At 53.4% G+C, this 26,511-nt stretch carries 27 protein-coding genes; 6 read left to right on the forward strand and 21 right to left on the reverse strand.

What is annotated here, in order from left to right; translation table 11 throughout:
- Positions 1-21: 21 nt before the first annotated feature.
- From AC2TF6_RS19160 to AC2TF6_RS19195, 8 genes are all read right to left on the reverse strand, one after another.
- Positions 22-1,278 (reverse strand): aspartate kinase, encoded by a 1,257-nt coding sequence (locus AC2TF6_RS19160; protein WP_491308069.1) that lies wholly within the window; start codon positions 1,276-1,278, stop codon positions 22-24.
- Between the two features lie 203 nt (positions 1,279-1,481).
- On the reverse strand, positions 1,482-2,276 hold the full coding sequence (locus AC2TF6_RS19165; protein WP_491308070.1) for an ABC transporter ATP-binding protein: 795 nt from the start codon (positions 2,274-2,276) through the stop codon (positions 1,482-1,484).
- Positions 2,263-3,186: an ABC transporter permease gene (locus AC2TF6_RS19170; protein ID WP_491308071.1), complete on the reverse strand. Its 924-nt coding sequence runs from the start codon at positions 3,184-3,186 to the stop codon at positions 2,263-2,265. Before AC2TF6_RS19170 ends, AC2TF6_RS19165 begins: the two co-directional genes overlap by 14 nt.
- A 64-nt stretch (positions 3,187-3,250) precedes the next feature.
- The gene (locus tag AC2TF6_RS19175; RefSeq protein WP_491308072.1) at positions 3,251-4,282 is read right to left on the reverse strand and encodes an ABC transporter substrate-binding protein; all 1,032 of its coding nucleotides are present in this window, start codon (positions 4,280-4,282) and stop codon (positions 3,251-3,253) included.
- Positions 4,283-4,507: 225 nt separating this feature from the next.
- Positions 4,508-5,065 (reverse strand): elongation factor P, encoded by a 558-nt coding sequence (efp, locus tag AC2TF6_RS19180; protein WP_491308073.1) that lies wholly within the window; start codon positions 5,063-5,065, stop codon positions 4,508-4,510.
- A gap of 26 nt (positions 5,066-5,091) precedes the next feature.
- A complete protein-coding gene (locus AC2TF6_RS19185) occupies positions 5,092-6,162 on the reverse strand; it encodes a M24 family metallopeptidase (RefSeq protein WP_491308074.1) in 1,071 nt (356 codons plus the stop codon).
- A 4-nt stretch (positions 6,163-6,166) separates the two neighbouring features.
- The gene (aroQ, locus tag AC2TF6_RS19190) at positions 6,167-6,610 is read right to left on the reverse strand and encodes a type II 3-dehydroquinate dehydratase (protein WP_491308075.1); all 444 of its coding nucleotides are present in this window, start codon (positions 6,608-6,610) and stop codon (positions 6,167-6,169) included.
- A gap of 94 nt (positions 6,611-6,704) precedes the next feature.
- The gene (locus AC2TF6_RS19195) at positions 6,705-7,262 is read right to left on the reverse strand and encodes a YqhR family membrane protein (RefSeq protein ID WP_491308076.1); all 558 of its coding nucleotides are present in this window, start codon (positions 7,260-7,262) and stop codon (positions 6,705-6,707) included.
- 159 nt (positions 7,263-7,421) lie between these two features.
- Here AC2TF6_RS19195 and AC2TF6_RS19200 point away from each other — a divergent pair, with 159 nt between their 5' ends.
- Both AC2TF6_RS19200 and AC2TF6_RS19205 read left to right on the forward strand, forming a co-directional pair.
- A complete protein-coding gene (locus AC2TF6_RS19200) occupies positions 7,422-8,372 on the forward strand; it encodes a DUF1385 domain-containing protein (protein ID WP_491308077.1) in 951 nt (316 codons plus the stop codon).
- Complete coding sequence (locus tag AC2TF6_RS19205) at positions 8,369-8,656, forward strand: hypothetical protein (protein WP_491308078.1); 288 nt, start codon at positions 8,369-8,371, stop codon at positions 8,654-8,656. The genes AC2TF6_RS19200 and AC2TF6_RS19205 overlap by 4 nt, the downstream gene beginning before the upstream one ends.
- A gap of 188 nt (positions 8,657-8,844) precedes the next feature.
- Here the strand turns inward: AC2TF6_RS19205 and AC2TF6_RS19210 are convergent, their stop codons facing one another.
- A complete protein-coding gene (locus AC2TF6_RS19210) occupies positions 8,845-9,810 on the reverse strand; it encodes a patatin-like phospholipase family protein (RefSeq protein ID WP_491308079.1) in 966 nt (321 codons plus the stop codon).
- A gap of 119 nt (positions 9,811-9,929) precedes the next feature.
- Positions 9,930-10,364 carry a transcriptional regulator MntR gene (mntR, locus tag AC2TF6_RS19215; RefSeq protein ID WP_491308080.1) on the reverse strand — a complete coding sequence of 145 codons (435 nt, stop codon included), beginning with the start codon at positions 10,362-10,364 and terminating at the stop codon, positions 9,930-9,932.
- A gap of 202 nt (positions 10,365-10,566) precedes the next feature.
- On the opposite strand from mntR, the gene splB reads away from it, so the two are divergent.
- On the forward strand, positions 10,567-11,625 hold the full coding sequence (splB, locus tag AC2TF6_RS19220; protein WP_491308081.1) for a spore photoproduct lyase: 1,059 nt from the start codon (positions 10,567-10,569) through the stop codon (positions 11,623-11,625).
- A gap of 23 nt (positions 11,626-11,648) precedes the next feature.
- Here the strand turns inward: splB and AC2TF6_RS19225 are convergent, their stop codons facing one another.
- From AC2TF6_RS19225 to AC2TF6_RS19260, 8 genes are all read right to left on the reverse strand, one after another.
- Positions 11,649-12,362 carry a cytochrome c biogenesis CcdA family protein gene (locus AC2TF6_RS19225; RefSeq protein ID WP_103995243.1) on the reverse strand — a complete coding sequence of 238 codons (714 nt, stop codon included), beginning with the start codon at positions 12,360-12,362 and terminating at the stop codon, positions 11,649-11,651.
- A gap of 35 nt (positions 12,363-12,397) precedes the next feature.
- Positions 12,398-13,201, reverse strand: a complete 804-nt coding sequence (locus AC2TF6_RS19230; RefSeq protein ID WP_491308082.1) for a metal ABC transporter permease — start codon at positions 13,199-13,201, stop codon at positions 12,398-12,400.
- A gap of 51 nt (positions 13,202-13,252) precedes the next feature.
- Positions 13,253-14,026 (reverse strand): metal ABC transporter ATP-binding protein, encoded by a 774-nt coding sequence (locus AC2TF6_RS19235; RefSeq protein ID WP_491308083.1) that lies wholly within the window; start codon positions 14,024-14,026, stop codon positions 13,253-13,255.
- Between the two features lie 66 nt (positions 14,027-14,092).
- A complete protein-coding gene (locus AC2TF6_RS19240; RefSeq protein ID WP_491308084.1) occupies positions 14,093-15,055 on the reverse strand; it encodes a metal ABC transporter substrate-binding protein in 963 nt (320 codons plus the stop codon).
- 213 nt (positions 15,056-15,268) lie between these two features.
- A complete protein-coding gene (gene metG / locus AC2TF6_RS19245; protein WP_491308085.1) occupies positions 15,269-17,287 on the reverse strand; it encodes a methionine--tRNA ligase in 2,019 nt (672 codons plus the stop codon).
- A 447-nt stretch (positions 17,288-17,734) separates the two neighbouring features.
- Entirely contained in the window at positions 17,735-17,974 is a 240-nt protein-coding gene (gene yidD / locus AC2TF6_RS19250; protein ID WP_042228672.1) for a membrane protein insertion efficiency factor YidD, read from the reverse strand.
- The gene (locus AC2TF6_RS19255; RefSeq protein WP_326051127.1) at positions 17,971-18,384 is read right to left on the reverse strand and encodes a Fur family transcriptional regulator; all 414 of its coding nucleotides are present in this window, start codon (positions 18,382-18,384) and stop codon (positions 17,971-17,973) included. The genes yidD and AC2TF6_RS19255 overlap by 4 nt, the downstream gene beginning before the upstream one ends.
- A gap of 269 nt (positions 18,385-18,653) precedes the next feature.
- Entirely contained in the window at positions 18,654-19,529 is an 876-nt protein-coding gene (locus AC2TF6_RS19260) for an MBL fold metallo-hydrolase (RefSeq protein ID WP_491308086.1), read from the reverse strand.
- 192 nt (positions 19,530-19,721) lie between these two features.
- On the opposite strand from AC2TF6_RS19260, the gene AC2TF6_RS19265 reads away from it, so the two are divergent.
- The gene (locus AC2TF6_RS19265) at positions 19,722-20,357 is read left to right on the forward strand and encodes a DsbA family oxidoreductase (protein ID WP_491308087.1); all 636 of its coding nucleotides are present in this window, start codon (positions 19,722-19,724) and stop codon (positions 20,355-20,357) included.
- Between the two features lie 235 nt (positions 20,358-20,592).
- On the forward strand, positions 20,593-20,685 hold the full coding sequence (locus AC2TF6_RS19270; RefSeq protein ID WP_491308088.1) for a YjcZ family sporulation protein: 93 nt from the start codon (positions 20,593-20,595) through the stop codon (positions 20,683-20,685).
- A gap of 96 nt (positions 20,686-20,781) precedes the next feature.
- On the opposite strand, the gene AC2TF6_RS19275 is transcribed toward AC2TF6_RS19270, so the two are convergent.
- A complete protein-coding gene (locus AC2TF6_RS19275) occupies positions 20,782-22,116 on the reverse strand; it encodes a hemolysin family protein (RefSeq protein ID WP_016423977.1) in 1,335 nt (444 codons plus the stop codon).
- A gap of 355 nt (positions 22,117-22,471) precedes the next feature.
- On the opposite strand from AC2TF6_RS19275, the gene AC2TF6_RS19280 reads away from it, so the two are divergent.
- Positions 22,472-23,287: a divergent polysaccharide deacetylase family protein gene (locus tag AC2TF6_RS19280; RefSeq protein WP_491308089.1), complete on the forward strand. Its 816-nt coding sequence runs from the start codon at positions 22,472-22,474 to the stop codon at positions 23,285-23,287.
- Positions 23,288-23,477: 190 nt separating this feature from the next.
- On the opposite strand, the gene AC2TF6_RS19285 is transcribed toward AC2TF6_RS19280, so the two are convergent.
- Together AC2TF6_RS19285 and AC2TF6_RS19290 are read right to left on the reverse strand one after the other, a co-directional pair.
- Positions 23,478-25,163 carry a fibronectin type III domain-containing protein gene (locus tag AC2TF6_RS19285; RefSeq protein ID WP_491308090.1) on the reverse strand — a complete coding sequence of 562 codons (1,686 nt, stop codon included), beginning with the start codon at positions 25,161-25,163 and terminating at the stop codon, positions 23,478-23,480.
- Between the two features lie 221 nt (positions 25,164-25,384).
- Entirely contained in the window at positions 25,385-26,386 is a 1,002-nt protein-coding gene (locus tag AC2TF6_RS19290; protein ID WP_491308091.1) for an NAD(P)H-quinone oxidoreductase, read from the reverse strand.
- Positions 26,387-26,511 lie beyond the last annotated feature (125 nt).

Raw genomic sequence — 26,511 nt, forward strand, 5'->3', positions numbered from 1 at the left:
TAACCCGACCGGAACGACGAATTAACGTCTGTCCTCCGGGCCGCCCACGAATACCTGCTCCTGGGCGTCAAGCCCGTAAGCCGTGTGGAGAGCTTGCACGGCTTCCGCCAGCAGCTTGCCCTCGATCACGCAGGAAATTTTGATTTCCGACGTGGACACCATATTGATGCTGACGCCGATTTTCGAGAGCTCGTCGAACATTTTGGCCGCCACTCCCGGTGTGCTGACCATACCTGCGCCGACGATCGAGATTTTAACGAGATCGCCTTCGGAAGTCACTTCGCGGAATCCGATCTCGCCACGGATGCCTTCGATGGTCTGAAGCGCCTTGTCGCGGTCGGAAAGCGAGACGGAGAAGGAGAAATCGGCCAGGCCGTTTAACACGCCGCTTTGTACGATAATATCCACGTCAATCTGCTGCGCCGCCAGGGATGTAAATACTTTGGCCAGCTGGCCCGGTTTGTCCGGTACGCCCAGAATGCTGATTCTTGCGATATTTTTATCGTAGGCGATGCCTCTTACGACAATTCCTTGTTCCATCTCCGCTTCCTCCTTGACATACGTGCCTTCGTTTTGAGTGAAACTCGAACGAACGACAAGCGCCACATTGTAATTTTTGGCATATTCCACTGCACGGGGGTGCAGGACCGCAGCTCCCAGATTGGCAAGCTCCAGCATCTCGTCATACGAGATTTCTTTCAATTTTCGCGCATTTTTGACAACACGGGGGTCGGTTGTGTAGATCCCGTCTACGTCTGTGTAAATTTCGCATAGATCGGCATGAATCGCCGCGGCCAGTGCTACAGCGGTCGTATCGGATCCGCCGCGTCCGAGCGTCGTGATTTCGCCGTCTTCGGTCATGCCCTGGAAGCCTGCCACGATCACGACGTTGTCTTTCTCAAGCGCCGTGTGAATCCTGTGCGGCTGAATGTCGGTGATACGGGCTTTGCCGTGCAGGTCTTCCGTGATCATGCCGCTCTGCCAGCCGGTGTAGGAAACGGCGGGTTCGCCCATATTTTGGATCGCCATCGATAAAAGCGAGACCGAAACCTGCTCTCCCGTAGTCAGCAGCATATCCATTTCTCTTGCCGGCGGTGCGCCGTCATACAACTGTTTGGACAAATCGATGAGATCGTCCGTCGTGTCGCCCATCGCGGAAACGACCACGACACAGCGGTGTCCTTCTCTTTTGCGGTCCACGATCCGCTTGGCCACGCGTTTCATCCGTTCGGCATCGCCAACGGAGCTGCCGCCGAATTTCATCACAATTAAAGACAACCCTGTTCACTCCCTATGCTTGCAAATGAATAATTGTAGATCATTATAGCATAAACGTTCGGAATTGTGGGAGCGGAAAACTCCACTTTCCGACATTTCCCCTTATCCCTAGAAGAAATAAAGGAAATCCCGTTCTGTTTGTCCGTAAAAAAAGAAAGCTTGCCCGCTCCGTTGTCCGGAAGCAGACACGCTTTCCTTGACGTTCAGCCCAGTACCACCCGGTCGTCGACGAACTTCTCGCCGCGGATTTTTTCGAATTCCCGGAGCAGTTTCTCCACGGTCAGATCCTGTTTCGATGCCGCCGGGATGTCGAGTATGATCCGGCCTTTGTCCATCATGATCAGCCGGTTGCCGAGCCGGATGGCCTGCTCCATGTTGTGCGTCACCATCAGCGTCGTGAGCTTGGACTCCTCCACGATCTGCTTCGTCAGCCGGGTAATGAGCTCCGCACGCGACGGATCAAGAGCTGCCGTGTGCTCATCCAGCAGAAGAATATTCGGCTGCGTGAAGGTCGCCATCAGCAGGCTAAGCGCCTGGCGCTCCCCTCCGGAGAGAAGGCCGACCTTGGCGTTCAGCCGATTTTCCAAGCCGATGCCGAGCCGCTCCAGATGTTCCTTGAACGCGAGTTTCCTCTGCTTGGTCACACCGAGACCGAAGCCTCTTTTGCCCGCACGGGCATGCGCCATGGCAAGGTTTTCCTGGATAGACATGGTCGGTGCCGTGCCCGCCATCGGGTCCTGGAAAACACGGCCGATCCAGCGGCTCCGCTTGTGCTCGGAGAGCGACGTGATGTCTTTGCCCTCGATCCGGACGACGCCGTAATCGGGCTGCATGACGCCGGAAATGACGTTCATGAGGGTGGATTTTCCGGCTCCGTTGCTGCCGATGACCGTGACGAAATCGCCGGGAGCGAGATGCAGCTGAATGTTCGAAAGAGCGACCTTCTCATCCGGAGTGGCCGGATTGAATATTTTCGATGCGCGATCAATGTGAAGCATGTTCCACACCTCCGCTCTTCTCCGCCAGCTCTGCTTTCCGTTTGCGGATAACCGCCTTCTGCTTCAATGAACCCTGGATTTTCGGCAGCGTTAACGCGATGATGACGATAAGTGCCGTCATCAGCTTCATGTCCGTCGATTCCAGACCGACCTGCAGCGCAATCGCCACGACGAACCGGTAGATGATGGCGCCGAGCAGCACGGCAAGCGTGGCCCGGATGATCGTTTTGGCCCCGAACAGCGCTTCCCCGATAATGACGGAAGCCAGGCCGACAACGATCATGCCAACGCCCATCTGCATGTCCGCAAATCCCGAATACTGGGCGAGCAGCGCGCCGGACAACGCTACCAGCCCGTTCGAAAGGGAAACCCCGAGAATAATCGTGTTATCGGTGTTGACCCCGAAGCTGCGGATCATCCGTTTGTTGTCGCCCGTAGCCCGCAGCGCAAGACCAAGCTCCGTATGAAGAAACCAATCCAGCGCCAGCTTGATGGCAACCACGACGATCGGCATGATATACAATATTAATTTCTTGTCAAGCAGAACTTCGCTTCCGAACAACGAAATCGTTGCCTTGCCCATAATTCTCAGATTGATCGAATACAGCGCGATCATCATAAGAATCCCCGAAAGAAGGGCATTAATTTTGCCTTTTGTATGCAGCAGTCCGGTGATAAGACCGGCAACCGCTCCCCCCGCGAATGCGGCCAATGTGGCGAGCAGAGGCGACACCCCGTGCGTAATCATTACCGCCGCGATGGACGCCCCCGTCGTAAAGCTTCCGTCTACGGTCAAGTCCGGAAAATCCAGGATGCGGAAGGTAATGTAAACGCCGAGTGCCATAATCGCGTAAAACAGCCCTTGCTCCAGCGATCCCTGCAAGACCGTTCCCCAATCGATGGTCATCATGTTCACTCCGTTTCGTGTTCAATCATAAGGCGGCTTCGAAATCCGAAGCCGCCCCCATTTCTTCTTATTCAAACAGGTTGGCCTTTTCTTTCACTTCCGCTTTCATTGCGTCCGTGACTTCAACGCCCATATTTTTAGCTGCTTTCATGTTGATGGCCAGATCGAGCTTTTTCGGATACCCGACCGGAATGTCCGAAGGCTTTTTGCCGTTTTTCAAAATTTCGACGGCTTGAAGACCTGTCGTATATCCCAAATCGTAGTAGTTGGAGCCGTAACCCGCAAAACCGCCGGCTTTAACGGAATCGTTCTCGCCTACGAACAGGGGTTTCTTGCCCTGTTCCGCCACCTGGATCACCGCGTTCAAGGCGGAAACGACCGTGTTGTCGAGCGGCACGTAGAGCGCGTCGGCTTTGCCGATCAGCGACTCGGCCGCCTGCTTCACTTCCGAGCTGTTGGAAGGCGATGCCTTCACGACTTTGATGTTGTGTTTGGCGAAAGCTTCGGTCGCCTGCTTCACCTGTACCTGGGAGTTCCGCTCCCCTTCGTTCGCAACGATTCCGATCGTCTTGACGTTAGGAAATTGTTTACCCACGAACTCCGTCAGCTGATCGACGGCCTTGGGATCCAGGTCCGAGGTGCCCGTTACGTTGCCACCCGGTTTATCGATGCTTTTGACGAGCTTCGCGTCGACGGGGTCCGTCACAGCCGTAAACAGGACGGGCGCGTCTTGGACCGTCTGCGCCGCAGCAAGTGCGGACGGAGTGGCGATGCCCAGCACGAGGTCTTTTTTGTCGGCCGCGAATTTCTGGGCAATCGAAGTGTTGTTGTTCATATCGTTCTGCGCATTCTGGTAGTCGATCTCGGCCGTTTTCTTGTCTTCATAGCCGTTGTCCTTGAGAGCGGCAATAAACCCTTGGCGGGCGGCGTCCAGAGACGGATGCTCGACGATCTGCATAACGCCGATTTTCACTTTTTTGCCTTCGGGAGCCGTGGAGGCCCCGCCGCCGGTTGATTCCGGTGCCGCCTGTTTGCCGCAGCCCGCGGCGGTGACCAAAGAAGCCGCCAATAAAAGCGTGACGAACGGTTTCATTTTCATTTTTGTTTTCCCCCTAAAATTAACCATCGGTTGAATTAATGTTTTACTGCATGAAAGCATAAAACCTGTAAAGCGTTATTGTTATAATAACCCGCTGGCCTAAAGTCGTCAATGAAAACGTTTCATTCCCGAAACGATATTTTTGCGCCCTTTTCCCGGTGTTCGCCACAACGCAAAAAGCCCCCGATTCCTTGGCGGGAATCAGGGGCTTGCCGTGCCTGTAAACTAAGCGCGGGAGATATATTTGCCTTCGCGCGTATCGATCAGAAGGACGTCGTTTTCGTTGATGAAAAGCGGCACTTGAACGTTCAGGCCGGTTTCCACCTTCGCGCTCTTCGTTGCGCCTTGAGCCGTGTTGCCTTTAACGCCCGGCTCCGTTTCAACCACTTTGAGCTCAACGCTGTTAGGCAGGTTGATCCCGAGGATTTCTCCCTGGTAGCTCATGATGTTGATGTTCATGTTTTCTTTGAGGAAGTTCAGCTCCCATTTCAGCTGCGCTTCTTCCAGGCCGATCTGGTCGTAAGTTTCCGTATCCATAAACGTGTATTCGGAACCGCTCGCATAGAGGTACTGCATTTCGCGGTTTTCGATATGAGCGCGGCCCACGTTCTCGCCTGCGCGGAATGTTTTCTCCACAACGTTGCCGTTGCGCAGGTTCTTCAGCTTGGAGCGTACGAACGCGGCGCCTTTACCCGGTTTTACGTGCTGGAAATCGATAACGGTGAATAAATCGTTATCTACTACAATCGTCAAACCTGTTTTGAAATCGTTAACTGAAATCACGTCTCAAGTTCCCTCCTGGAAATAAATCAAATGGTGATAAGCTCTTTCGTGGAATGCGTCAGCAGGCGGATGCCGCTTTGCTCGATGACGACGTCATCCTCGATGCGGACTCCGCCGAAGCCCGGAATATAAATTCCCGGTTCCACCGTCACGACCATGCCGGGTTCGAGAACGCCGGCAAAGCCTTTGGCAAGCCGCGGCTGCTCGTGGACTTCCTTCCCGAGGCCGTGTCCCGTACTATGGCCGAAGTTGTCCCCGTACCCGTAGCGGGCAATAATATCGCGGCACAACGCGTCGCCTTCGCTTCCCGTCATGCCGGGCTTCAAGTTGCCGACACAGTTCAGCTGGGCTTCGAGTACAATGCCGTAAATCTCTTTGTGCCTGTCCGAAGGCTGACCCAGCACGACGGTGCGGGTAATGTCGGAGCAGTAGCCCTTATACAAGGCGCCGAAATCCAGTTTGACGAATTCGTTCAGCTGAAGCACCCGGTCACTCGCCACACCGTGCGGAAGAGCCGATCTTTCGCCGGAAGCGACGATCGTATCGAACGACGAGGACGTGCCTCCGTTCTCCCGGATGAAAATTTCCATCTCCAGCGCGATCTGCTTCTCGGTCACGCCCGTTCTCAATCTCGTTAATATGTAAGAAAAAGTCCGGTCCGCCAGATCTGCGGCTTCCTGCATGATTTGGAGCTCGGACTCGTCTTTGACGATCCTGAGCTTCTCCACGATACCGCCGGTCGGGATCAATTCAACCCCTTGCAAATCGCCAGTATAGCCGGAATAAGCGGAATAAGTCAAGTCATTTTCTTCAAAGCCGAGCTGCTTGATCGACTCCTTGCCGAGAATATCCAAAATGGTCTGGCCGATTTTACCTTTATGATCGATGACTTCGTAACCCGCGGCTTCTTTGGGAGCCTGCTCCATATACCGGAAATCCGTAATAAGGACGGCTCTTCCGCCGGTTACCAGTACGATGCCCGCGCTGCCCGTAAAGCCCGTCAGGTATCTGCGGTTGATGGCGTTCGTAACGAGTACCGCAGGGATTCCCTGCTTGGTCAGCTGCTGGCGTAGACGTTCTAGACGCTTGTCCTGCATAATATCACCTAGCTTCCACAAAATGTTGATGAAGCGCTCTTAATCCGAGCTCGTAGCCGAAAGCCCCGAAGCCCGCAATCTGCCCCACCATCACGGCGGCCAGAACGGAACGGTGCCGGAACTCTTCACGTTTGTGAATGTTCGACAAATGCACCTCCACGGCGGGCAGTCCGACCGATGAAATCGCGTCGCGAATGGCATAGCTGTAATGGGTAAAAGCCCCGGGATTGATCAGAATCCCGTCCATCGTCCCGTAGGCTTCGTGAATCCAGTCGATCAGCCGGCCCTCGTGGTTGGACTGGTGAAAGGTCAGCTGGAGGTCCAGCGTTCCCGCTATTTCCGTCATGGCCGTTTCGATGTCTTTCAAAGACATCCTTCCGTAAACGGCCGGCTCCCGTATACCGAGCATATTCAAGTTCGGCCCGTTAAGGACCAGCACTTTATTCACGCTTAGGCGCCTCCTTCATAGCCGGCCGAACGTGCTCCGGCTTCTCGCTTTACCGTAGCCATTTTACCATAAGTTGCTTGGAAAAGGTAGCTTGCTAAGCGGGTTTGCGGCTGTGCTCCTCCGTAAATTCGAAGGCAGTCGAATAGCCGATGAACATCCCCCAGAGCAGAAACAGGCAAAAATCCGTCAGGATCGTGTTCCAGTCGCTGTAATACAGCCAGCCCATCATGCCCGTCCAGGGGCCGATCGCCAGATAGAGCAGGCACCACCACCCGATTCCGTATCCGACCCCCATCCAGGGCCCTTTTACTTTCCCGAATAGGAACATATAAATGAAAGACGCGAGAATCGAGAAAACGATAAAAAACAGCCAACCCACCAGTATCCCCTGCCAGGTGAGGAGAAAATCGTGCCGGTAGAACGGTTCGGCCAGAAAGGCGGGAATGATCTTCGTAAATTTGAATATGTACTCGATAATTTTAACGGCTCCCCAGATTCCCCCCGCGAAAAGCCCCAGATACAGGGCGAAAAAAGCCCGGTTCGTTTTCTTCTCGTCTCCGGCCGCCCCGCCGTTTTGCGAAAACGACTTTCTTTGGCCGCCTGCGGATTTTCCGTTCCCTGTCGCGGCTGTTCCCTGTGTATGTAAAACCATGTTCCTTTTCCTCCCGGCTAGTCCATTATCCGTAACTTTATGTCCAACCTAGTATGTACCAATTCCCGCTTCTTAACCGAAACAGAAAGCGGTGGCATTCTGCTGGAAAATTCGCTAAAATAGAGAAGAAACCAGCTATTTAGAGAAGGTGGATAGAACGTGTCACAATCCAATACAAGCATTTACGGCGGACAAGCCGTTATTGAAGGCGTCATGTTTGCCGGCCGGAATGTTCATGTTACCGCGGTCCGCAAGAAAGACCGCACCATCGATTTTCTTGAAGTTCCCAAGACCGAAATCGGCTGGGTCAACAAACTGAAGAAAATCCCTCTGCTCCGCGGTATCGTCGGAATTATCGAATCCAGCGCCAAAGGCGCGCAGCACCTCAACTTCTCGGCCGAAAGCTTCGCGGAAGAAGAGGAAGGCGAAGGCAAGGCTCCCGCCAAGGAAGAGAAGTCGGGGTTCAGCCTGTCGATGATTCTCGGGGTAGCCGTAGTCGGCGTCCTGTCCTTCCTGATGGGGAAAGTGATCTTTACTCTCGTTCCGGCTATTTTGGAACAAACGCTGTTCGGGCGTTTTTTCGCGGAGCATCAGATCTGGCACAACATCATCGAAGGACTGATCAAGATCGTTTTGCTCGTGTCCTATATTTACTTCATTTCGCTCACGCCGGTCATCAAACGGCTGTTCCAGTATCACGGCGCCGAGCACAAAGTCATTTCGGCATACGAAGCCGGTGTCGAGCTGAACGTCCGCAACGTCCAGCAGTTCAGTACGCTTCATTACCGCTGCGGCAGCAGCTTTATCGTCTTTACCGTCATCATCGGGGTCATCATCTACTCGTTCTTCACCTACGACAATATGATCGACCGCATCGTACAGCGTCTGATTCTTCTGCCGGTCATCATCGGCGTCTCTTACGAAGTTCTTCGTTTTACGAACTCGCTTCGTGAAGTGCCGGTTCTCCGTTTCCTCGGTTATCCGGGGCTCTGGCTGCAAAAGCTGACGACCAAAGAGCCTACGGACGATCAGGTGGAAGTCTCGATCGCCTCATTCAACCGGATGCGTGAAGCCGAAAGCCGGCTCACCCAGTCCAAGGCAAGCGCATGAATCGCCGCTGGTCGGCCGCTACCGTCGTCATCGCGGCGCTCGCTCTGATCGGACTTGCCTACAGTTTAAACCAGTTTCTCATTCCCCTTCTGGTACTCGGACTGATTTTCGTCCTGTACAAGATGGCCCCCCGGAAGGGGCGGGGCACCTCCTACAAAACACGCTCCGCGAGCCCCAAGCCGGACCGGCTCTCGGTGTCGGAACGGAAGCGCAAAGCCAAGTTCCGGGTCATTGAAGGCAGCAAGCCTTCCGACCCTCCGGAAGACCCGCCAAGATACCACTAAGAAGGCGGAAACAAAAAAAGCGAACCTTTTCAGGTTCGCTTTTTTTGTTGGCCGGATGCGCTGCCGTTCCCCGCGGCTTTAACCTTGTAACGCGATAGGCGCGCTTGCCGTATAGGTTCTTTCACCCCTTGGGCTTTACGGATACCTGCAAACGCCGGACTAATCCGCCGTAATCGGCATCTATCCGCTCACACCTGCTTGCGCAGGACATATTTTTCATAAGCGGACTCATACAGATGCATGGACCACTTGCGGAAATAGTCGTCGGAAGCCCGGTACCCCGCCTCGTACAAGTTTTCGCTGTCCTCCAGGGTCAGATTGAACTGGGTCGAGTTTACGTTGAGGGCAGGTATTTTGATCGTCCGGAAGTAGTTGTTCTCTTCGATGAACCGGGTGTCGTGTGCATCCATCATCGTCGTGAACAAAGCCTGGAACATGGAGATAACCCCGTTGATTTTATGAATATGTTTCGGTATTTTGCCGACCAGAGAGAATCCCAAGGTTGGAATGCGGCCCGGCTGCTGCTCCGGCTCGTCGAAAAGCCACAACGGGAAGTTGCTCAAAATGGCCCCGTCCACAATGTACACAAACTGGTTGCGGAACGGTTCATCGTGCCGGGCTTGCCGCGCGGGTTTCCGGATTTTCACGGGATCGAAAAAATACGGAATCGAAGAGCTCATTCGGACGGCCCGGGCAATGGAAAAACGGCCGGGATCGATTCCGTACTGGGCGACGTCGTCCGGAAAAACGAGCAGCTTTCCCTGGGAAATATCCGAAGCCACGATTCGCAGCTGGTTTTTGCGGAGATCGCCGAACTTCCGGATTCCTTTGACCTCCAGCTTCTCGCGCACCCAATCTTCCAGGGCGTCTCCGGAATAGAGCCCTTTTTTCCAAATAAGCCTGGCGGCCGACCCCACAATTCCCGTATCGAAAATGGGAGAGCGCTTTAAAAATTTGTGAAACGGGGTTTCGATAATGAGCCGCTTGATTTCTTCCCCCGTGTATCCCGCCGCGAGAAAAGCCGCCACGATTGAACCCGATGAGGTTCCCGCCACGTCGTGAAACTCGAATCCGTTATCCAGCGCCGAGCTGACCGCCCCTGCAAGTGCGATTCCTTTGACACCGCCGCCTTCGAATACCGCGTTGATTTTCATTCCGCCACCTCCGCACACCTTCCCTAGGTATGTATGCGGCAATGAACGTTCCTAGACGCGATTTTCACAGTAAAAAACGAAAAAACGTCCGCCATCTTAGATCGGCAAACGTTTCGGTCTTATTCGGAGTCCGAGCTGTTGTCCAGCTCTGCCCTTATGTTGCGGAGATCTTCCAGCCTGGCTGGGTCCCGGTTCAAATATTCAATCAGCGTTTCGATGCAGGTAATGGAATCCCAGCTCAGATGATGCTCGATTCCTTCCACATCACGGTAAATATTTTCTTCCTGAACACCGATAACGGTTAAAAATTGTTCCAGTAAGGCATGTCTGTCCACCAGCCGTTTGCCCATTTTTTTGCCTTTTGAAGTCAGAACGAGTCCGCGGTATTTCTCATAGATCAGATATTTATCTTTATCCAGTTTCTGGATCATTTTCGTCACGGAAGAAGGGTGCACTTCAAGGCCTTCGGCAATGTCGGACACACGGGCGTAGCCTTTCTCGTCGATCAGTTTGTAGATCCGTTCCAAATAATCTTCCATACTGGGCGTCGCCATCCCGAGTTCCCCCTGCTTTTGCTAAAATTAGTTGCTTATTTGCTTTAGTATAATACCGTTTATTAACTAATAAAGCAAGTTAACGGAATACGCCGCAGCCATTACCGCGAACTTTTCCCACGGTTACGAGCGTTGTCCAGGGTGCAGACTATAGCCGAACGGAAGGACTGTTCCGTTACTTCCCGTTTTAAAGGAGCACGCCATGGCTGCTGAACAGATGACCCGCACTAGAAGCACCGCGTTGTTCGTGCCCGAGCTCGTTTATTTCGAACCGGACGCCCTCCTGTATCCCAAGGGCAAACGCATTCTGGAGTGGGCCCAAAACAAAGGGCTGCCCATCCACATGACGACTTCCCACAACCGGATTACAAATCTGCCGGGCGAAACCGAGCTGGAGAAGTACCGGATCGCGAAGCGGACGCTTGTGGTGGGAATCCGGAAAACGCTGAAGTTCGATACGTCCAAGCCGTCCGCCGAATATGCCATGCCGATTGCGACAGGGTGTATGGGACATTGTCATTACTGCTATCTTCAGACGACCTTGGGCAACAAACCTTATGTACGGGTATACGTCAATACCGACGATATTCTCAAAGCCGCCAAGCAATATATCGAAGAAAGAGCCCCCGAAATTACGCGGTTCGAAGCTGCCTGCACCTCCGATCCCGTCGGTTTGGAGCATATTACCGGCTCTCTCAAAGAATATATCGAATTTATGGCCAACGAGCCGCTCGGCCGTCTTCGTTTCGTTACGAAATACCACCATGTCGAACCTCTGCTTGATGCGAAGCATAACAAGCATACCCGGTTCCGGTTCAGCGTAAACGCCGACTATGTCATTAAAAACTTCGAGCCGGCCACCTCTGCGTTTCATGAACGCATTGAGGCGGCCGGCAAAGTGGCCCGCGCGGGTTATCCGCTCGGCTTCATCATCGCCCCGATTATTTGGCACGACGGCTGGGAAAAGGGCTATGAGGAGCTGATCGTCAAGCTCCATAACGCTCTGCCCCCGGAAGCGCTCGACGACTTGACATTCGAGCTGATCCAGCATCGTTTCACAAAGACGGCGAAGAACGTGATCGAACGCCGCTATCCCAAATCCAAGCTGGAGATGGACGAGGCGAAGCGCAAGTATAAATGGGGCCGCTACGGCCGCGGCAAGTATGTATATCCCGATGAGCAGGCGACGGCACTGCGCGAATTTATTACGGAGCAGATTTTCGATAAGTTTCCGAACGCCAAAATCGAATATTTTACCTGATCCCCGGTTAGCCGAAGCTCATGTCAAAATTGCAGCCATTGGGGCGTTATGTTGTTCAGCCAAATGGTGATTTTGTACATCTGATTGGTGTACAGCAAAATGGCGAATACAATCATGACGCCTCCCCCTATTTTCATAATCGTGGCGGAGTAGCGCAAAATCCATTTGGTAGATCCGATGAAAAAGGACAGGACGAAAAAAGGGATCGCAAATCCGAGCGAATAAGCGCTGATCAGCGGAAGCCACGAATCCGGCTCGGCGGCAGCCATCACGAGCATGGACGATAAAATCGGTCCGATGCAAGGCGACCAGCCCGCGGCGAAGCCGATTCCGATCAGGACCGATCCGAGATAGCCCGCAGGTTTCCATTTGAGCTGAAGCTTGCGCTCTCTCATCATCCACTTCGGCTGAAAAATTCCGAGCAGGAACAATCCCATCACAAGGATGAGCAGAGCCGCAATTTGTCTGAGCAGATCCCGGTTCGTTACAAAAAACTCCGAAACGGAGCTGGCCGCGAGCCCGAGGCTGTAAAAAATGATTGAAAACCCGAGAATGAATGCAAGCGTATGGGCCATCGTCTGCAGTCTGGCCGCGCCTTTCGTCTGCCCCGACTTAAGCTCACTGACCGAAATTCCGGTGATGTAAGACAAATACGAAGGATACAGCGGCAGACAGCACGGCGAGATAAACGAAGCGAACCCGGCCCAGAAAGCGAGCCAAACATTAACATGCTGCATGTGTAAGCATTCCTCCTGCTTCCGGCCGCCGTTTTTTAAGCCCGGCGGACCGTTTTCCAAACCAACTGAACGATGAGGACGATGATCAGGGAAAGAACGATGGTCGCTCCCGGCGCAAAATCGTACCACGCCGCCAAGGCCAGTCCCGCGACAACACCGATCTCCGAAATAATGACGGACAGCACGACCGAGTGCCGGAAGCTCTTCGCCGCGAGAAGGCTGCAGGCGACCGGAATCGTAAGGAGCGCGGATACGAGCAGCGCGCCCACGATCTTGATGGATACGGAGATGACCAGCGCCGTGAGCATCGTGATCATGATGTTGTACACTTTCAGCGGCAGCCCGCTTACGCCAGCCGCCTCCTCGTCGAAGAACATGAGGAACAATTCCTTGAAATGCAGGGCAACCACGGCGAGCACAAGGATACACACGCCGAAGACAACCCACAAGTCGCTGGAATCGAGTGTGTAAATGCTGCCGAAGAAATAGCTCATCACGTTAATATTATACCCTTTGCCCAGCGTAAACAACAGGGTAGCCAGCGCCACCCCGCCGGACATGATAATGGCGATGGACAGCTCCGCATACGTTTTGTACGCCTTGCGCAGCTTCTCGATCGCAAACGATGCCAAAAGCGCAAAAAGAAGCCCCATGCCGATCGGATACACGCCGAGAAGAAACCCAAGCGCCACCCCCGCGATCGAAACATGCGCGAGAGTATCCCCGATCATCGAAAGTCTCCGCAGCACCAGAAAGACACCCATCAACGGAGCGGTCAGCCCGATCAGGATGCCTCCGATAAGTGCTCTTACAAAAAACGGTTCCGTAAAAATGTCCAAGCTGCTCGCCCCTTACTTCCTCTTAATCCGCTGTCAACAGGCGGCATGCCTTTATTGACTTGTTTGAAGCTCTCTGACGGTAGAATGCGTCAGGTTGGTCTCTTCGCAATTCTCGGGTTCGTGCGTATGCTTCACGAAAAACTTCAGTCCGCCGCTCTGCGTCTGCGGCTCCGAACCGAGATAGGACCTCATCATTTCCCGGTCATGAGACACCATGATAAAGGTCATGTGATGATGCTGGTGCATATGGCGGATCATGTTAAAGAATACCGCCTGGCTTTCCGCATCGATCCCCACCGTCGGCTCATCCAGAATGAGCAGTTCGGGATTGTTGGCGATAGCACGCGCAAGAAACACCCTTTGCTGCTGTCCGCCCGACAATTCCCCGATTCTGCGTTTCGCCAGATCTTCGATGCGCATCGCTTCCATCGCATCGTCACACCGGCGCATATCCTCTTTGGTCAGGCGCTTGTACAGCTTCTTTTTCGTGTAAAGCCCCGACATAACCACCTCGCGGACGGTTGCCGGGAACAGCGGATTCAGCGAATTCTTCTGGGGTACGTACCCGATGCGCTCCCAGTCCCGGAACTGCCGGATCGGCTGTCCAAACAGCCGGATGTCGCCTTCCGTAGGCTTATGCAGGCCGACCAGCATCCGCAAAAGCGTCGTTTTCCCCGCTCCGTTGGAACCGATCAGTCCTACGAAATCTCTTTCTAGAACGTCAAAATTTAAATCCGTTATAACCGGCTTGCTTCCGTATGAGAAGGAGATGCCGCTGAATTCCACGATTTTGTTATGGCAGCCGTCAGGTTTCCATATCTCCATTCCGTTCTTCTGCTCCCTTCGCCGCCGGGCGGCTTTCGCTTCTGTCACTTCGATGATGAGTCTCTTCTATTGTAAAGCTTTCGTCAAATTTTTCAAATTATCTTCCATCACGGAAATATAGTCTTTGCCTTGCTTTACCTGTTCTTCGGTCAACCCTTCCAGCGGATTCAGTACGAGCGTTTCGACCTTCGCGTCTTTGGCCAGCGTTTTCGCCAGTTTGTCCGATACCAGTTCTTCGAAGAAGATATATTTGATCCCGTGCTCCGCGATGTACTCTCTCATTTTCTTCATATCTTGAGCGGTCGGCTCGGCATCCGGGGAAAGGCCCATAATGGCCATCTGAGTCAGCCCGTAGTCATGGCACAAATAGGCGAATGCCTGGTGGGACACGGCAATTTCTTTCTTCGGCAGCCCGGAGAGGCTGTCCTTGTACTGCTTATCCAGAGCGTCCAGTTTGGCCGCGTAAGCCGAATAGTTCGCTTCATAGTCGCTCTTGTGCGCCGGATCGGCTTCAACGAGTGCGTTTTTGATGTTCTCGGACATTTTTTTGGCGTTCTTGGGACTCAGCCACGCGTGAGGGTCCGTATCTTTGCCGGCCTCTTCGGTATGGTTGTGTTCGTCCTTGCCGTGATCGTGATCGTGCCCGTGCGCCTCTTCCCCGGCTTTAAGAAGCTCGACTCCAGTGCTCGCTACGACCGGTTTTACCTTGCTGTCCTTCAAGCTTTTGAGGAAGTCGTCCACCCAGCCTTCAAAACCCGCTCCTTGATAGAGGAACAACTGGGAATCGCCGATATTTTTGATGTCCCGGCCTTTCGGTGTCCAATCATGAGGCTCCACACCCGCCGGTACCAGGTTGATGACATTCACATGGGAGCCCCCGACCTTGACCGCAAAATCGTAAAGCGGGTAAAAGCTCGTCGTGATATTCATTTTATCTTCCACGACCGCCGACTTCTGGCCGCCTCCGCAGCCTGCCAGCAGCAGAGATATCGCCAGTGTCAACCCTGTAAGTATACGCCGTCTTTTCATAGAAAATAACTCCTCTCGGCAGCCTGTCACAATAATCAAGCTGTGTAAATCGTAATTATTTTTATTTACTTGCTGATTATACGGACCCGGCCCGCCTCCTGTCAATACTAATCATAAAGATTACGATTAAAAGGCAATAATCCTTTCCTGTGATGTAAAAACCCGGAAAAAACGCGAAAGATGTCCGCATTTTTTCCGGGTCGGGAAAGGGTGTTATTTCACGATGGCGCCGTTCGGCATCGAATCAGGCACGGTCGCCAGCGTCAGCCCGTCGCCTTCGGAAGCCGCCAGGATCATCCCCTGCGACTGCACGCCCCGAAGCTTCACCGGCTTCAGGTTCGTCACGCAGATGACCTTGCGTCCGACAAGCTCCTCCGGCTTGTAGTACTTCGCGATGCCGGAAACGACCTGCCGCTGCTCGTAGCCGAGGTCCAGCTGGAGCTGAAGCAGCTTGTCGGCGCCCTTGACGGGCTCCGCCGACGTCACCTGCGCCACGCGCAGCTCCACCTTCGCGAAATCGTCGATGCCGATTTCGGGCTTCGCTTCCGGCGCGGGCTTGGCATCCTCCGCCGGAGTCTTCCCGGCCGGAGCGGACTCGGCTCCCGCGGATGCAGGCTCGGCTGCGGCTTCACCGGCCGGCGCCTGACCGCCTGTCATTGCGGCCGCGATGAAGGCGACCTCTTCCGCCATATCCAGGCGCGGGAAGAGCGGGTCGCCTTTGGCCGTTTTGGTGCCGGCAGGCAGCAGGCCGAACGTGTGGGCGCTGTCCCATGCGGTAAGCGCTCCGGCCTGGATGCCGAGCTGCTCCCAGATCTTCGCAGGCGTGCGGGTCAGGAACGGCTGCAGGAGCACGCTGACGATGCGCTGCGTCTCGAACAGGGCGTACATGACGGAGCCTAGCGTGCCGTGGTTCACGTCGTCTTTGGCCAGAGCCCATGGCTGCGTCTCGTCGATGTATTTGTTGGCGCGTCTGACAAGCGCCCAGATAGCCGCCAGCGCGGTCGAAAACTCCATTTTCTCCATCTGCGCTTCTACGGTTTCAACCGTTTCCTTCGCCGTTGCGATCAGTTCCTTGTCAAAAGCCGGAACTCCCGGGTGGAAGTCCGGAACGACGCCGTCGAAATATTTGCCGAGCATCGCCAGAGTCCGGTTAAGCAGATTCCCCAGGTCGTTGGCGAGATCGTAGTTGATCCGCTCGACAAACGCCTCGGGCGTAAAGGTGCCGTCCGATCCGAAGGGCACTTCGCGCAGCAGGTAATAGCGCAGCGCATCGAGGCCGAAATGGTCGATCAGCGTGACCGGATCTACGACGTTGCCTTTGGATTTCGACATTTTGCCGTCCTTCATGAGAAGCCAGCCGTGCGCGAACACTTTTTTCGGCAGAGGCAGATCCAGGGCCATCAGCATAATCGGCCAGTAGATGGTGTGGAAGCGGACGATCTCCTTGCCCACGAGATGGACGTCAGCCGGCCAGTAGCGCTCATACTTCGACGGATCTTCGCTGCCGTAGCCGAGGGCCGTAATATAATTCGTCAGCGCGTCGATCCAGACGTAGATGACATGCTTGGAGTTGCCGGGCACTTTAATGCCCCAATCGAACGTTGTCCGCGAAACGGCGAGATCTTCCAGACCCGGCTTGATGAAGTTGTTGATCATTTCGTTCTTGCGGGATTCCGGTTGAATGAACTCCGGGTTTTCCTCGTAATATTTAAGCAGTCTGTCGGCATATTTACTCATCCGGAAGAAATAGCTTTCCTCTTTCACCCATTCGACCGGACGTCCGCAGTCGGGACACTTGCCGTCGACCAGCTTATTTTCCAGGAAAAAGGATTCGCAAGGCGTACAGTACCAGCCTTCGTAAGTATCCAGGTAAATGTCTCCCTGCTGAGTCAGGCGGTCGAAAATTTTCTGGACGGTGTCCTTATGCCGCTGGTCCGTCGTTCGGATAAAATCATCGTAGGAAATATCCAGCCTGCTCCACAAGGATTTGATGCCGTCGACGATTTCATCCACGAACGCCTGGGGGGTCAGCCCCTTTTCCTTCGCTTTGCGCTCGATTTTCTGGCCGTGCTCATCCGTGCCCGTCAAATACATGACATCATAGCCGCGAAGCCGCTTGTAGCGCGCCATGGCGTCTCCCGCCACCGTCGTATAGGCATGCCCGATATGAAGTTTGTCGCTGGGGTAATAAATCGGTGTCGTTAAATAAAAGGTTTTCCGGTTGTTGTCCATGTTACCCATCCTCTTTCTTCGTAATGTTCTATGAAAACGAGACGCGGAAGCGAAAAATCACAAAAAGCCCCCGTCCAACAAAGGGACGAGAGCTGCGCTCACGCGGTACCACCCAGATTCCTCCGCCTCTTGCGAGGGCGAAGCTCGGCAGCCGCCGGCTGCCCGGCGGCTCCGTCCGTTAACGCCGGACAAGCGATGCCCCCTTACGCCCTGACGCGGAAGGGTAATCCTTCCTCATCCGGGCCGCTCGAAGGCATGTTCTCCTGGACCATACTCCGGGGTTCCGACTGCACCGGCTTTCACCTGACCCGGCTCTCTGCAGCAGCTTCCTCCCGTACTCATCCGTTCATCGAACATGTCTATTCATAAAGTGATGATCGTTCTATCTTCATTGTTCCCGCGAAAAGGCAGGTTTAACCAACAATATAGCGAATCCCGCAAATTGTGTCAACCGGTATTTCGCCCCTCTTTCCGCGGCGGCGGAACCGGATCTACCCCGCCCGGGTGAAAAGGGTGGCAGCGGCAAATCCGCTTGGCCGCCAGCCACGATCCGTATAACGGCCCGTGCCGCTCTATCGCCTCCAGCGCATACTGGGAACAGGTCGGATAGAAGCGGCAGGTAGGCGGTTTAAGTGGGGATACATATTTGCGGTAGGCGTGAATGGGTGCCTGGAGCACCTTTTTCATTTCTGGCAATCCTTGCAGTACCCGTAGATTTCGAATTTATGTTTGACCGCCTTGAAATCATCCGGCAATCCCTTGACCTCGTCCATGGGACAAAAAACAAACGGGATCGTTTTCTCGCACTGCAGGCAGATCAGATGATGATGGTGGTCCATCTCCGAACAACGGGCGCGGAACTTGATCCCGTCTTCGAAGACAAACTGTTCCAGCACGCCCATGTCGTGCATGATTCTCAAATTGCGGTAGACCGTATCAAAACTGAGGCCGCCGTATGTTTTCCCCATGCTTTCATACACGGCTTTCGGTGTCACATACCCTTCGGACTTGGCGAACAATTCCGCCAGCGTGCGTCTTTGATCGGTTATCCGCATCCCTTGTTCGGACATGGCCTGTATAATTTCTTCGGCTTTCACTGCGGTCCCTCCAAGCTGCATCTTATCTCTTAATAATGCCTTATAAGGACAGCAGCGTCAACAAGGGAGCAGGCCGAAGGTCCCGCTTTTAGACCGCCGATGCGGATACGCCCGCCCCGGTCACTTATACCGGCCTTGCTGCGGCGCTTGCCCGCACACTTCGCTTCGAAAGGCTTGGGGCGAACAAGGTGCTCCGTTCAAGCCGTTAAGCCGGCATGGTCCGGGAACCCGTACAGGGAAGTTTAATCCTCGCTCCCCCCGCCGCTTTCTTACCTTTCATCATCGGCATAATAAATCAGCCTCTCTCCGGGGGCAAACAGCTTAAACTTCTGGTGAGGGTACGTATGATGGACATAGTCGACAAAATAAGCCGGATTCTCCGTATTGAACGCGAACAGGTCGTAGTGCATGGGCACGATCAAATCCGCTCCGATCCCGACCCCGAGATCCGCGGCTTCCCGGAAATTCATATTGCCCATGAGATTCGCTTCGTACCGTTTGATATCCCGGCCGTTAATCGGCAGGCAGGCAATATCGATCCGGTGCGGACGAAGCGTCTCCAGCAGACCCGCGTATCCGACCGTATCTCCGGCATGATACAGCGTAACTCCGTTGAGCTCTATGACATAGCCGAGATACCGGTGATTCCCGTTCTCATCCGTTTCGAAGTCTTCGTGCTTGCCGGCCACCGGCGTAATCCGCATATCCCGGAAGTCGATCATCTGCCCCGCCCGGGCTCCGATTACCGCGTCCGGAGCAATCCCGAGCTCTGTCAGCTGCGGAACCACCGGTGCCGGACAGATCCACGACGCTTGCGGGGAAGCGATAGCTATTGCGCGTACGGAGACCGGATCAAGATGGTCGGGGTGATCGTGCGTGATGAGGACGAGATCCGCATGCCCGATGAGCTCCGGAGAAAGAGGCGTTTCGAAGTTGCGCGGCGAATGGCCGAATTCGTCATCTATGTAATTGCTTAAATACGGATCCACATATCCGATGATTCCCGCCGCTTTAAAAGCTATGCCTTCCTGTCCCAGATGCCAGAGAGCAAGGGCCTTATCCGGAACGAGCGTCCGGTCGATTTGTCCGATGACCGGTTCGCCCCGCTTGGTTTTGTCTTTGTTTTTGTCTTTTTTATCTGCCACCTTAAGATCGCTCCTCTTCGCTAGTTTGAGAACTCCATCAGGTTTTTTAGCCGTTTTCTTCGGGTCTCAAACAATCTTCCGGGTTTTGGCAGGTCGGAGCGTTTCGGTTTCCGGCAGGAAGTATACTATAATGAGTATGCTTTATTTCGATACACGCATGGAAAGATTCTAGGACGGAAGGAGCTGACTCTATTGATTATCGATGTTTTTCAGGATACCGTCTGTCCCTGGTGCCGGATCGGTAAGTCCTATCTGACGGAGGCCCTCGGTTTATGGAAAGGCGAACACGTTTCTGTCCGCTTCAGGGCCTTCCGCCTCGACCCGTCTATCCCGCCTAAGGGCGTGCCCTTTACGGAAGCGATGAATCGGAAGCTGCAGGACCCCGGCGGGGAAAAGCTGCTAGCCGTACTGGACGGCGTCACGCGGGCCGGACGGCAGGCGGGCGTCCCCTTCCGTTTTGACCGGATTTTGTCGATGCCGGATACCCGCCTCTCTCATCAACTGATCGCCGCCGTGCCGGAGAGTTCGAAATCGCTCGTCCTTGACCGCATTTACCGGGCCTATTTTGAAGAGGGCCTTGACATCGGCACGGAATCCGTACTGCTGCGGATTGCCGGGGAATGCGGATTAAATCCAGCCGAAACCGCGAAGCGCCTTCATCACGAAGACGTCGAAAACAGCGTCCGGGCCGATTATGCCCTCGCTAAGCGGCTGAACATAAACGGTGTGCCTTTTTTTATCCTCAATAAAAAAGTCGGCTTCTCCGGAGCCAGACCTCCCGAGGCTCTGCTGGACATTATGAAGCGCGTAAGCGAGAACCAGGATTAGCGGGATAGGCCGGGCACGGGCAGGATTACGCCGACGATGACGATTTTGCCCTGTACCGGCCAGCCGGCCGATCGGCCGCCTGCACTCTTTTGCAGATCCTCACAAGATGCAGCGGGTCCAGACGGCGTTTCGTAAAAATTTGGACTCCCCGGGCATCCGTCCATGACAAACGCCCCCGCCCTTCATAAGATAATTCTGTAAACAAAGCACAACACAAACTCGGGGAGGCGTTAACATGTCGGGTTACGGAGCAGGCGTTGGGTTCACGAGCACAGCGGTCATTCTGGTTCTTTACATCTTGCTGGTCATTGTTCTTGCAACATTCTAAGCAACTATAAGGGATTCCATTTCCAGTACAATCCCAGATATAAAAAAACACAAGAAAACGCCGCGTCTCCGCGGCGTTTTCTTGTGTTTGAGTTGATTAAGACACGACCTGCTGAAGCAGCACCTGCTCTTCAGGAGGTTCCTTGCGTACGATCAGCCGTACGATCCGCATATGCTCTACTTCATCAATGATAAACTGAAGCGGCCCCAGATGAATGCGCTGGTTTTTCATAGGCGGAATTTCCACCTGGGAATAAATCCAGCCGCCGATCGTATCGTAATGCTCGGTTTCGATTTCCGTACCGAAGTGATTGTTCACTTCCTCGATGAGCATCATGCCGTCGATCGAGTACGTAAATTCGTCTTTCTTCTCCATAACGGGACGTTCATGGTCAAATTCGTCCTGCAGCTCGCCGACGATTTCCTCCAGAATGTCTTCAACCGTTACAAGACCCGACGTGCCGCCGTATTCGTCGATCAGCAGCGCCACTTCCGTTTTGCGTTTCTGCATCAGCTTGAGCAGCGTACTGATCGGCATCGATTCGGGCACCGTCATGAGCGGTCTTATAATCTTGCGTATATCGTCAAGCTGGTCGCTTGCTTTTAACAAATCCTTGATGTGGACAAAGCCGATAATGTTATCTTTGTCCGGGTCGCAAACCGGATAACGCGTGTAGAGCTCCTGGATGGCCATTTCCTTGTTTTCTTCGAAGGAATGGGCGGCATGCAGGCACACCATTTCCGTACGCGGAATCATAATTTCGCGTGCGTTCGTTTCCGTGAATTCAAAAATATTATCCACCAGGGTGAGTTCCGTATTGTCGATCAGCCCGTTCCGGTGGCTCTCTTTCATCAGCAGACGGATTTCGTCTTCCGTATGAACCGTATCGTGGTCGCCTTCGGGTTCAATGCCGGATTTGCGAAGCAGCCAGTTGGAGGTTCCGTTCAGCATCCAGATGAAAGGATACATGATTTTGTAAAAAATCAGGACCGGACCGGCAACCCAAAGAGTCACTTCTTCCGATTTGCGGATCGCATACGTTTTGGGAAACTGCTCCCCGATAATAATGTGAAACGCCGTAATAACCGAGAATGCGATGATAAAAGAAATGGTGTGAATAATAACAGGTGGTACACCAATGTTCACCAATAGCGGTTCGAGTACATACGCCACCGTAGGCTCGCCGATCCAACCAAGCGCCAAAGACGTCAGGGTTATGCCGAGCTGGCAGGCGGACAAATACGCATTCATGTTCTGAACGATTTTGCCGGCGAAGCGCGCCTTCACATTCCCTTCAAGGACAAGCGCATCGATACGGCTTGCGCGCACTTTCACCATCGCAAATTCCGCCGCCACAAAAAATCCGTTCAGTAGAACGAGAACCACAATCAGTACAAAATTCAGTAACACTGGTAAAGGGTCACTATCCAATTAATCCCTATCCGCCTCTTGGAAGCAGACAGGTACACCTCCTTTTAAGTTTAAAAATGAAAGATCAAAAAAGGTTTGAGTCCTTCCTACTTTACAGTATAGCGTCTCGCGGTTTTTGAAGTCAAAGCCAGGGATAGCCAGCATAAAGGCGCGAACCGGAGCATCGTCCGGATTGTGACACCCCTTTCGCAATTTTTGAGGATTTACTCCATGCTATTCGCCGCGGCTTGGAATTTATACCATTTTCCGCACCGTTGCAGCCTCCTTTTTCTGCTCCCCGCATAACTTTCGTCAGGTATTCCCATATTAAAAAAAGAACGGCATCAAAAAAATTACCGCCGGGAGGAATGCGATTATGCCTGGTATCCGGTTCCGGTCCTGCCGTCTGCTCGTTTTGACCCTATTGCTTGCAGGCTTGTCCATCTTTACAGGACTCGCAGGCGCTGCGTCGGCACACGTGGACGAACCCCCAGCAGTCAGAAAGGCCGCCATCATCATCGACGACCTCGGCAACAACATGAAAGGCACCGATGCGATTCTGGATTTGCCTTTTCCGATTACGGCCGCCGTTATGCCGTTCCTCCCTTCCTCGCACAGCGATGCCGAGAAAGCGTTCGGCAAAGGACACGACGTAATCGTCCATCTTCCGATGGAGCCCCTCAGCGGCCGTAAAAGCTGGCTAGGTCCCGGTGTCATTACCACGGATCTGAGCGATGCCGAGGTGCGCAAACGGGTCAACGCCGCCATTGACGATATCCCGCACGCGATCGGAGTGAACAATCATATGGGGTCCAAGGCGACCGGCGATGAACGCGTGATGCGGCTTGTGATGGAGGTGCTGCGCGAAAGAGGACTCTTCTTTCTGGACAGCCATACGAATTACCGGAGCATCGCCTGCCGGGAGGCCAAAAAAGCCGGCGTGCCTTGTTTGGAAAACCATCTTTTTCTGGATGATATCCACACGAAAAGCAAAGTAACCCAGCAGATTCATCTGATCGGCGCCCACTCCAAAGCGCATCAGCCGTGCATCGCCATCGGCCACGTCGGGGCCAAGGGAGAAATAACGGCCTCGGCCCTGAAGGATACGCTGCCGAAATTGAAGGACACCCTGTCTTTCGTTAAACTCAGCGAGTTATACAAGAAGCCTCCCGCGCCTGAAACGGCTCCGTGAACAAGCCTGAGCGTCACTCTATTCCCGGATACGGAATGAGTGAACGCCCTCGTCATGCGGCGCCTGCACTGCGCCAAGAACTGCGTGCGCCGGGAACAGCGCCCTATCATGAACAAGAAGCCCTTGATCAGTTTAAGCTGACCAAGGGCTTCTGTTTGTGGAAGCTTATCTTTTTACGTTGGAGTTCCGATTAATAATTGCTAGGGTCTTCCGGATTAACCGGAGGCGTGGTTCCGCCATTTCCACCTTTGCCGTTATCGTAGGCGTTCACTTCGAACGTAATGATTTTGTCGTACAGGATGTAATCCTTACGGTTTTTGAACGGTCCCTTGTTGTTCTCGTGCTTGTCGATCGCGAACATAACCGGGCCTTTGCCGGCCGCGCGGCCTTCGTACCACGCGATAAACGCGTTAACCTCGTTCATGGAAAGGTCATACTCTTTCTCGGTTCCGTTGTTAAGCGTAATGACGAGAATGGCGCTGTCACCGGATTCTTCCTCCGGCGGAACGACTACATCTCCCGCTTTAGGAGTGGCGGACGCTTCGTTGGACGGCGCGCTCTCTCCCGCTGGGGCTACCGCCGTTACTACATAGTAGTAAGTCGTGCCGTTGACGACGTTTGTATCGGTGTACGTATACGTCGCACCCGTAACTGAGCCGACGGTTACATACGGACCGCCCGCAGTCGTGCTGCGTTTAACGTTATAGCTCGTCGCATTGTTCACGCTGTTCCAGGCAAGCGTAACTTTCTTGTCCCCGCCCGCGGCTGTCAGGTTAAGTGGCGCGGCAACTGGCGGCTCGACGGCTTTGCCGAAGACGTTCCATTCACGGAAGTTACCTTCCGTATGTTTAAGCACTACCGAGGTCACGTTTTTCGCGGGAGACGGTAAATTTTCTATTTTGTTGTTCAAAGTCGGTACAAAAGGATCGCCGATGCGGTTTTTATCCGCGTCATAAAATTCGATCGTTGAACCCGTGGGACCATACACAATGGCCGACTCAATATTCACTGGCGTCTCAAAAGAATACCATGCCATTCCGGATACAAGCTGCATGCTGTATACATCGTTGTCGGTCATTAAACGGGTCGTTCCTGTGGAACTGTCGAAGGTTTTACCAAGCTTCAATACTTTACGGTCCAATAGTCCGCCTGTGTATATGGTCGCTTCCGGTTTTATCGATCTTTCTAAAGAGGGAGTACTTTCTCCGGCTGCATTTACGGAAGTTACTACGTAATAATAAGTTTTCCCATTCACTACGGACTCATCGGCATAGGAAGTTCCCTTAACATTCGCAATCAAAGCATACGGCCCGCCAGGTGAAGTGGATCTTCTCACATTATAGGATTCAGCCCCGGTCGCTTTCCAATCCAAATCTACTGATTTGTCTCCCGCCTGTATCCAAGTAATCGTTGTGGGCTCTGCTTTGTAAATCGCAGTGTTAAAAACGTTCCACTCGAATACATTTTTGAATGGATGTTTTAAGACAATAATCGATACATCCTTTACAGGTTCAGGAAGAGTTTCAACACCATCGTTCATGATAGGAGTATAAGGATCAGCCACTTGCACATAATTCGAGTCATAAAATTCGACAACCGCTCCTTTAGCGTTCACAATTACCGCACTGATAGTTTGCGGAGTTGCGAATTTATGCCATACAATCGGGTGCTCCATGTAATGTCTGGTTGAAGCATCGCCATCCGTTATTGCTGTTACATCGGCGCCTTTCGGTTCATGATAACTAGGGCCCGTTTTCAGCGGAACTTTATCCAATAAGCCGCCTGAATAGGTTCCTGCAGCAGCGGCTTCGTTTTGACTAACAACACAAATAAAAAATGCCAAAAGAAACGCAAATAAACTCAGCTTTTTAATCATTTTTAATTTTTCCTCCACTAATAATATGTTTTTATTTATTATAATAATACTATAGACCTATAAAATAAACTATATATTTTTAAAATATAAACTTAATAACCTATAAATTTATTCCTAAGTAATATTATTGAAATAGAAAGCTATAACAAAAAGCACTCCAACTAAATTTTATAGTTAGAGTGCTTTTCCGTTTTTTCACTGATTTTAAAACGCCGATTTAATTATTCCGCATCCGCGGTAATATCCAGAATCACTTTGCCTTTGTTCCGGTTCGCTTCCATCCACTCGTGGGCTTCACGCACACGGCTCCACGGGAAAATCCGGTCTACGACCGGATGGAGAGCACCGTCCGCGAAGCCAGGACCTGCCTGCTGCCAGAACTGCTGGGTCAGCCGGATTTTGTCCTCGCGGCTGCGGCTGCGCAGCGTGGACCCGATGATGGAAATCCTTTTCATGAGCAGAGGATTCAAATCAAAGCTCTCCATCGGGACTTCGGAACCGCCCGTCATGCCCACGAGGACGATACGTCCGCCTACGGCGGCGCTGGCCAGATGGTCCGTAAAATACGGGGCGCCCACGAGATCGAGCACAATGTCGCTGCCGTGTCCCCCCGTTACCTCCTTAAGCCAAGGGACGAACGAGCCTTCGCGGTAATTCCAGCCGCCTTCCACGCCAAGCTCCCGGCAAAATTCAAGCTTTTCGCTTGAGCCCGCCGTCACCAGGGCATGCGCCCCGAATTCCCGGGCAAGCTGAATGGCAGCCGAACCGACGCCGCTTGCGCCTGCATGAATGAGCACGTAGTCTCCTTCCGTCATTCCTCCCAGTTTAACGAGGTTCAGATAAGCCGTCAGAAATGCCTCCGGAATAGCCGCTCCTTCCGCATAACTCAGATTAGCCGGCAGCCGCATCGCCATGCCGGCAGGAACGGCTACCCGCTCGGAATAACCGCCCCCGGGAAGGAGCGCACAGACCCGCTCGCCTTCTCTCCAGCCGGTAACGCCGCTTCCTACCCCTATAACAACGCCTGCCATTTCCAGGCCGAGTATGTCCGATTCCCCGGGAACCGCCGGGTACTTGCCTTCACGCTGCATCAAATCCGCACGGTTGAGACCCGCCGCCTTCACTTGGATAAGCAATTCGCCTTCGCCCGCAACGGGGTCCGGCCTTTCCCCGATATACAGCTCTTCCGGTCCGCCATATTGTTTGATCTGTACCGCCTTCATCGGGATCACTCCTCTGGTTGATAAACATCTGCAATAGGTATTAGTATACCACGCGCAGATGGCAATTGCTTGCCCGCCGCCCATCAGCAAAATTGTTCCAACCGAGGTATACTTAAAACATCCGC

This window comes from Paenibacillus sp. JNUCC 35 (assembly GCF_058269095.1).

Bases quoted from the DNA above. Each gene is read 5' to 3' on its own strand.
- AC2TF6_RS19165 (WP_491308070.1), bottom strand. From the start codon at position 2,276: ATGCTTCACATTGATCGCGCATCGAAAATATTCAATCCGGCCACTCCG.
- AC2TF6_RS19170 (WP_491308071.1), bottom strand. From the start codon at position 3,186: ATGATGACCATCGATTGGGGAACGGTCTTGCAGGGATCGCTGGAGCAA.
- AC2TF6_RS19175 (WP_491308072.1), bottom strand. From the start codon at position 4,282: ATGAAAATGAAACCGTTCGTCACGCTTTTATTGGCGGCTTCTTTGGTC.
- AC2TF6_RS19185 (WP_491308074.1), bottom strand. From the start codon at position 6,162: ATGCAGGACAAGCGTCTAGAACGTCTACGCCAGCAGCTGACCAAGCAG.
- AC2TF6_RS19195 (WP_491308076.1), bottom strand. From the start codon at position 7,262: ATGGTTTTACATACACAGGGAACAGCCGCGACAGGGAACGGAAAATCC.
- AC2TF6_RS19205 (WP_491308078.1), top strand. From the start codon at position 8,369: ATGAATCGCCGCTGGTCGGCCGCTACCGTCGTCATCGCGGCGCTCGCT.
- AC2TF6_RS19210 (WP_491308079.1), bottom strand. From the start codon at position 9,810: ATGAAAATCAACGCGGTATTCGAAGGCGGCGGTGTCAAAGGAATCGCA.
- mntR (WP_491308080.1), bottom strand. From the start codon at position 10,364: ATGGCGACGCCCAGTATGGAAGATTATTTGGAACGGATCTACAAACTG.
- splB (WP_491308081.1), top strand. From the start codon at position 10,567: ATGGCTGCTGAACAGATGACCCGCACTAGAAGCACCGCGTTGTTCGTG.
- AC2TF6_RS19225 (WP_103995243.1), bottom strand. From the start codon at position 12,362: ATGCAGCATGTTAATGTTTGGCTCGCTTTCTGGGCCGGGTTCGCTTCG.
- AC2TF6_RS19235 (WP_491308083.1), bottom strand. From the start codon at position 14,026: ATGGAGATATGGAAACCTGACGGCTGCCATAACAAAATCGTGGAATTC.
- AC2TF6_RS19240 (WP_491308084.1), bottom strand. From the start codon at position 15,055: ATGAAAAGACGGCGTATACTTACAGGGTTGACACTGGCGATATCTCTG.
- metG (WP_491308085.1), bottom strand. From the start codon at position 17,287: ATGGACAACAACCGGAAAACCTTTTATTTAACGACACCGATTTATTAC.
- yidD (WP_042228672.1), bottom strand. From the start codon at position 17,974: ATGAAAAAGGTGCTCCAGGCACCCATTCACGCCTACCGCAAATATGTA.
- AC2TF6_RS19270 (WP_491308088.1), top strand. From the start codon at position 20,593: ATGTCGGGTTACGGAGCAGGCGTTGGGTTCACGAGCACAGCGGTCATT.
- AC2TF6_RS19280 (WP_491308089.1), top strand. From the start codon at position 22,472: ATGCCTGGTATCCGGTTCCGGTCCTGCCGTCTGCTCGTTTTGACCCTA.
- AC2TF6_RS19285 (WP_491308090.1), bottom strand. From the start codon at position 25,163: ATGATTAAAAAGCTGAGTTTATTTGCGTTTCTTTTGGCATTTTTTATT.
- AC2TF6_RS19290 (WP_491308091.1), bottom strand. From the start codon at position 26,386: ATGAAGGCGGTACAGATCAAACAATATGGCGGACCGGAAGAGCTGTAT.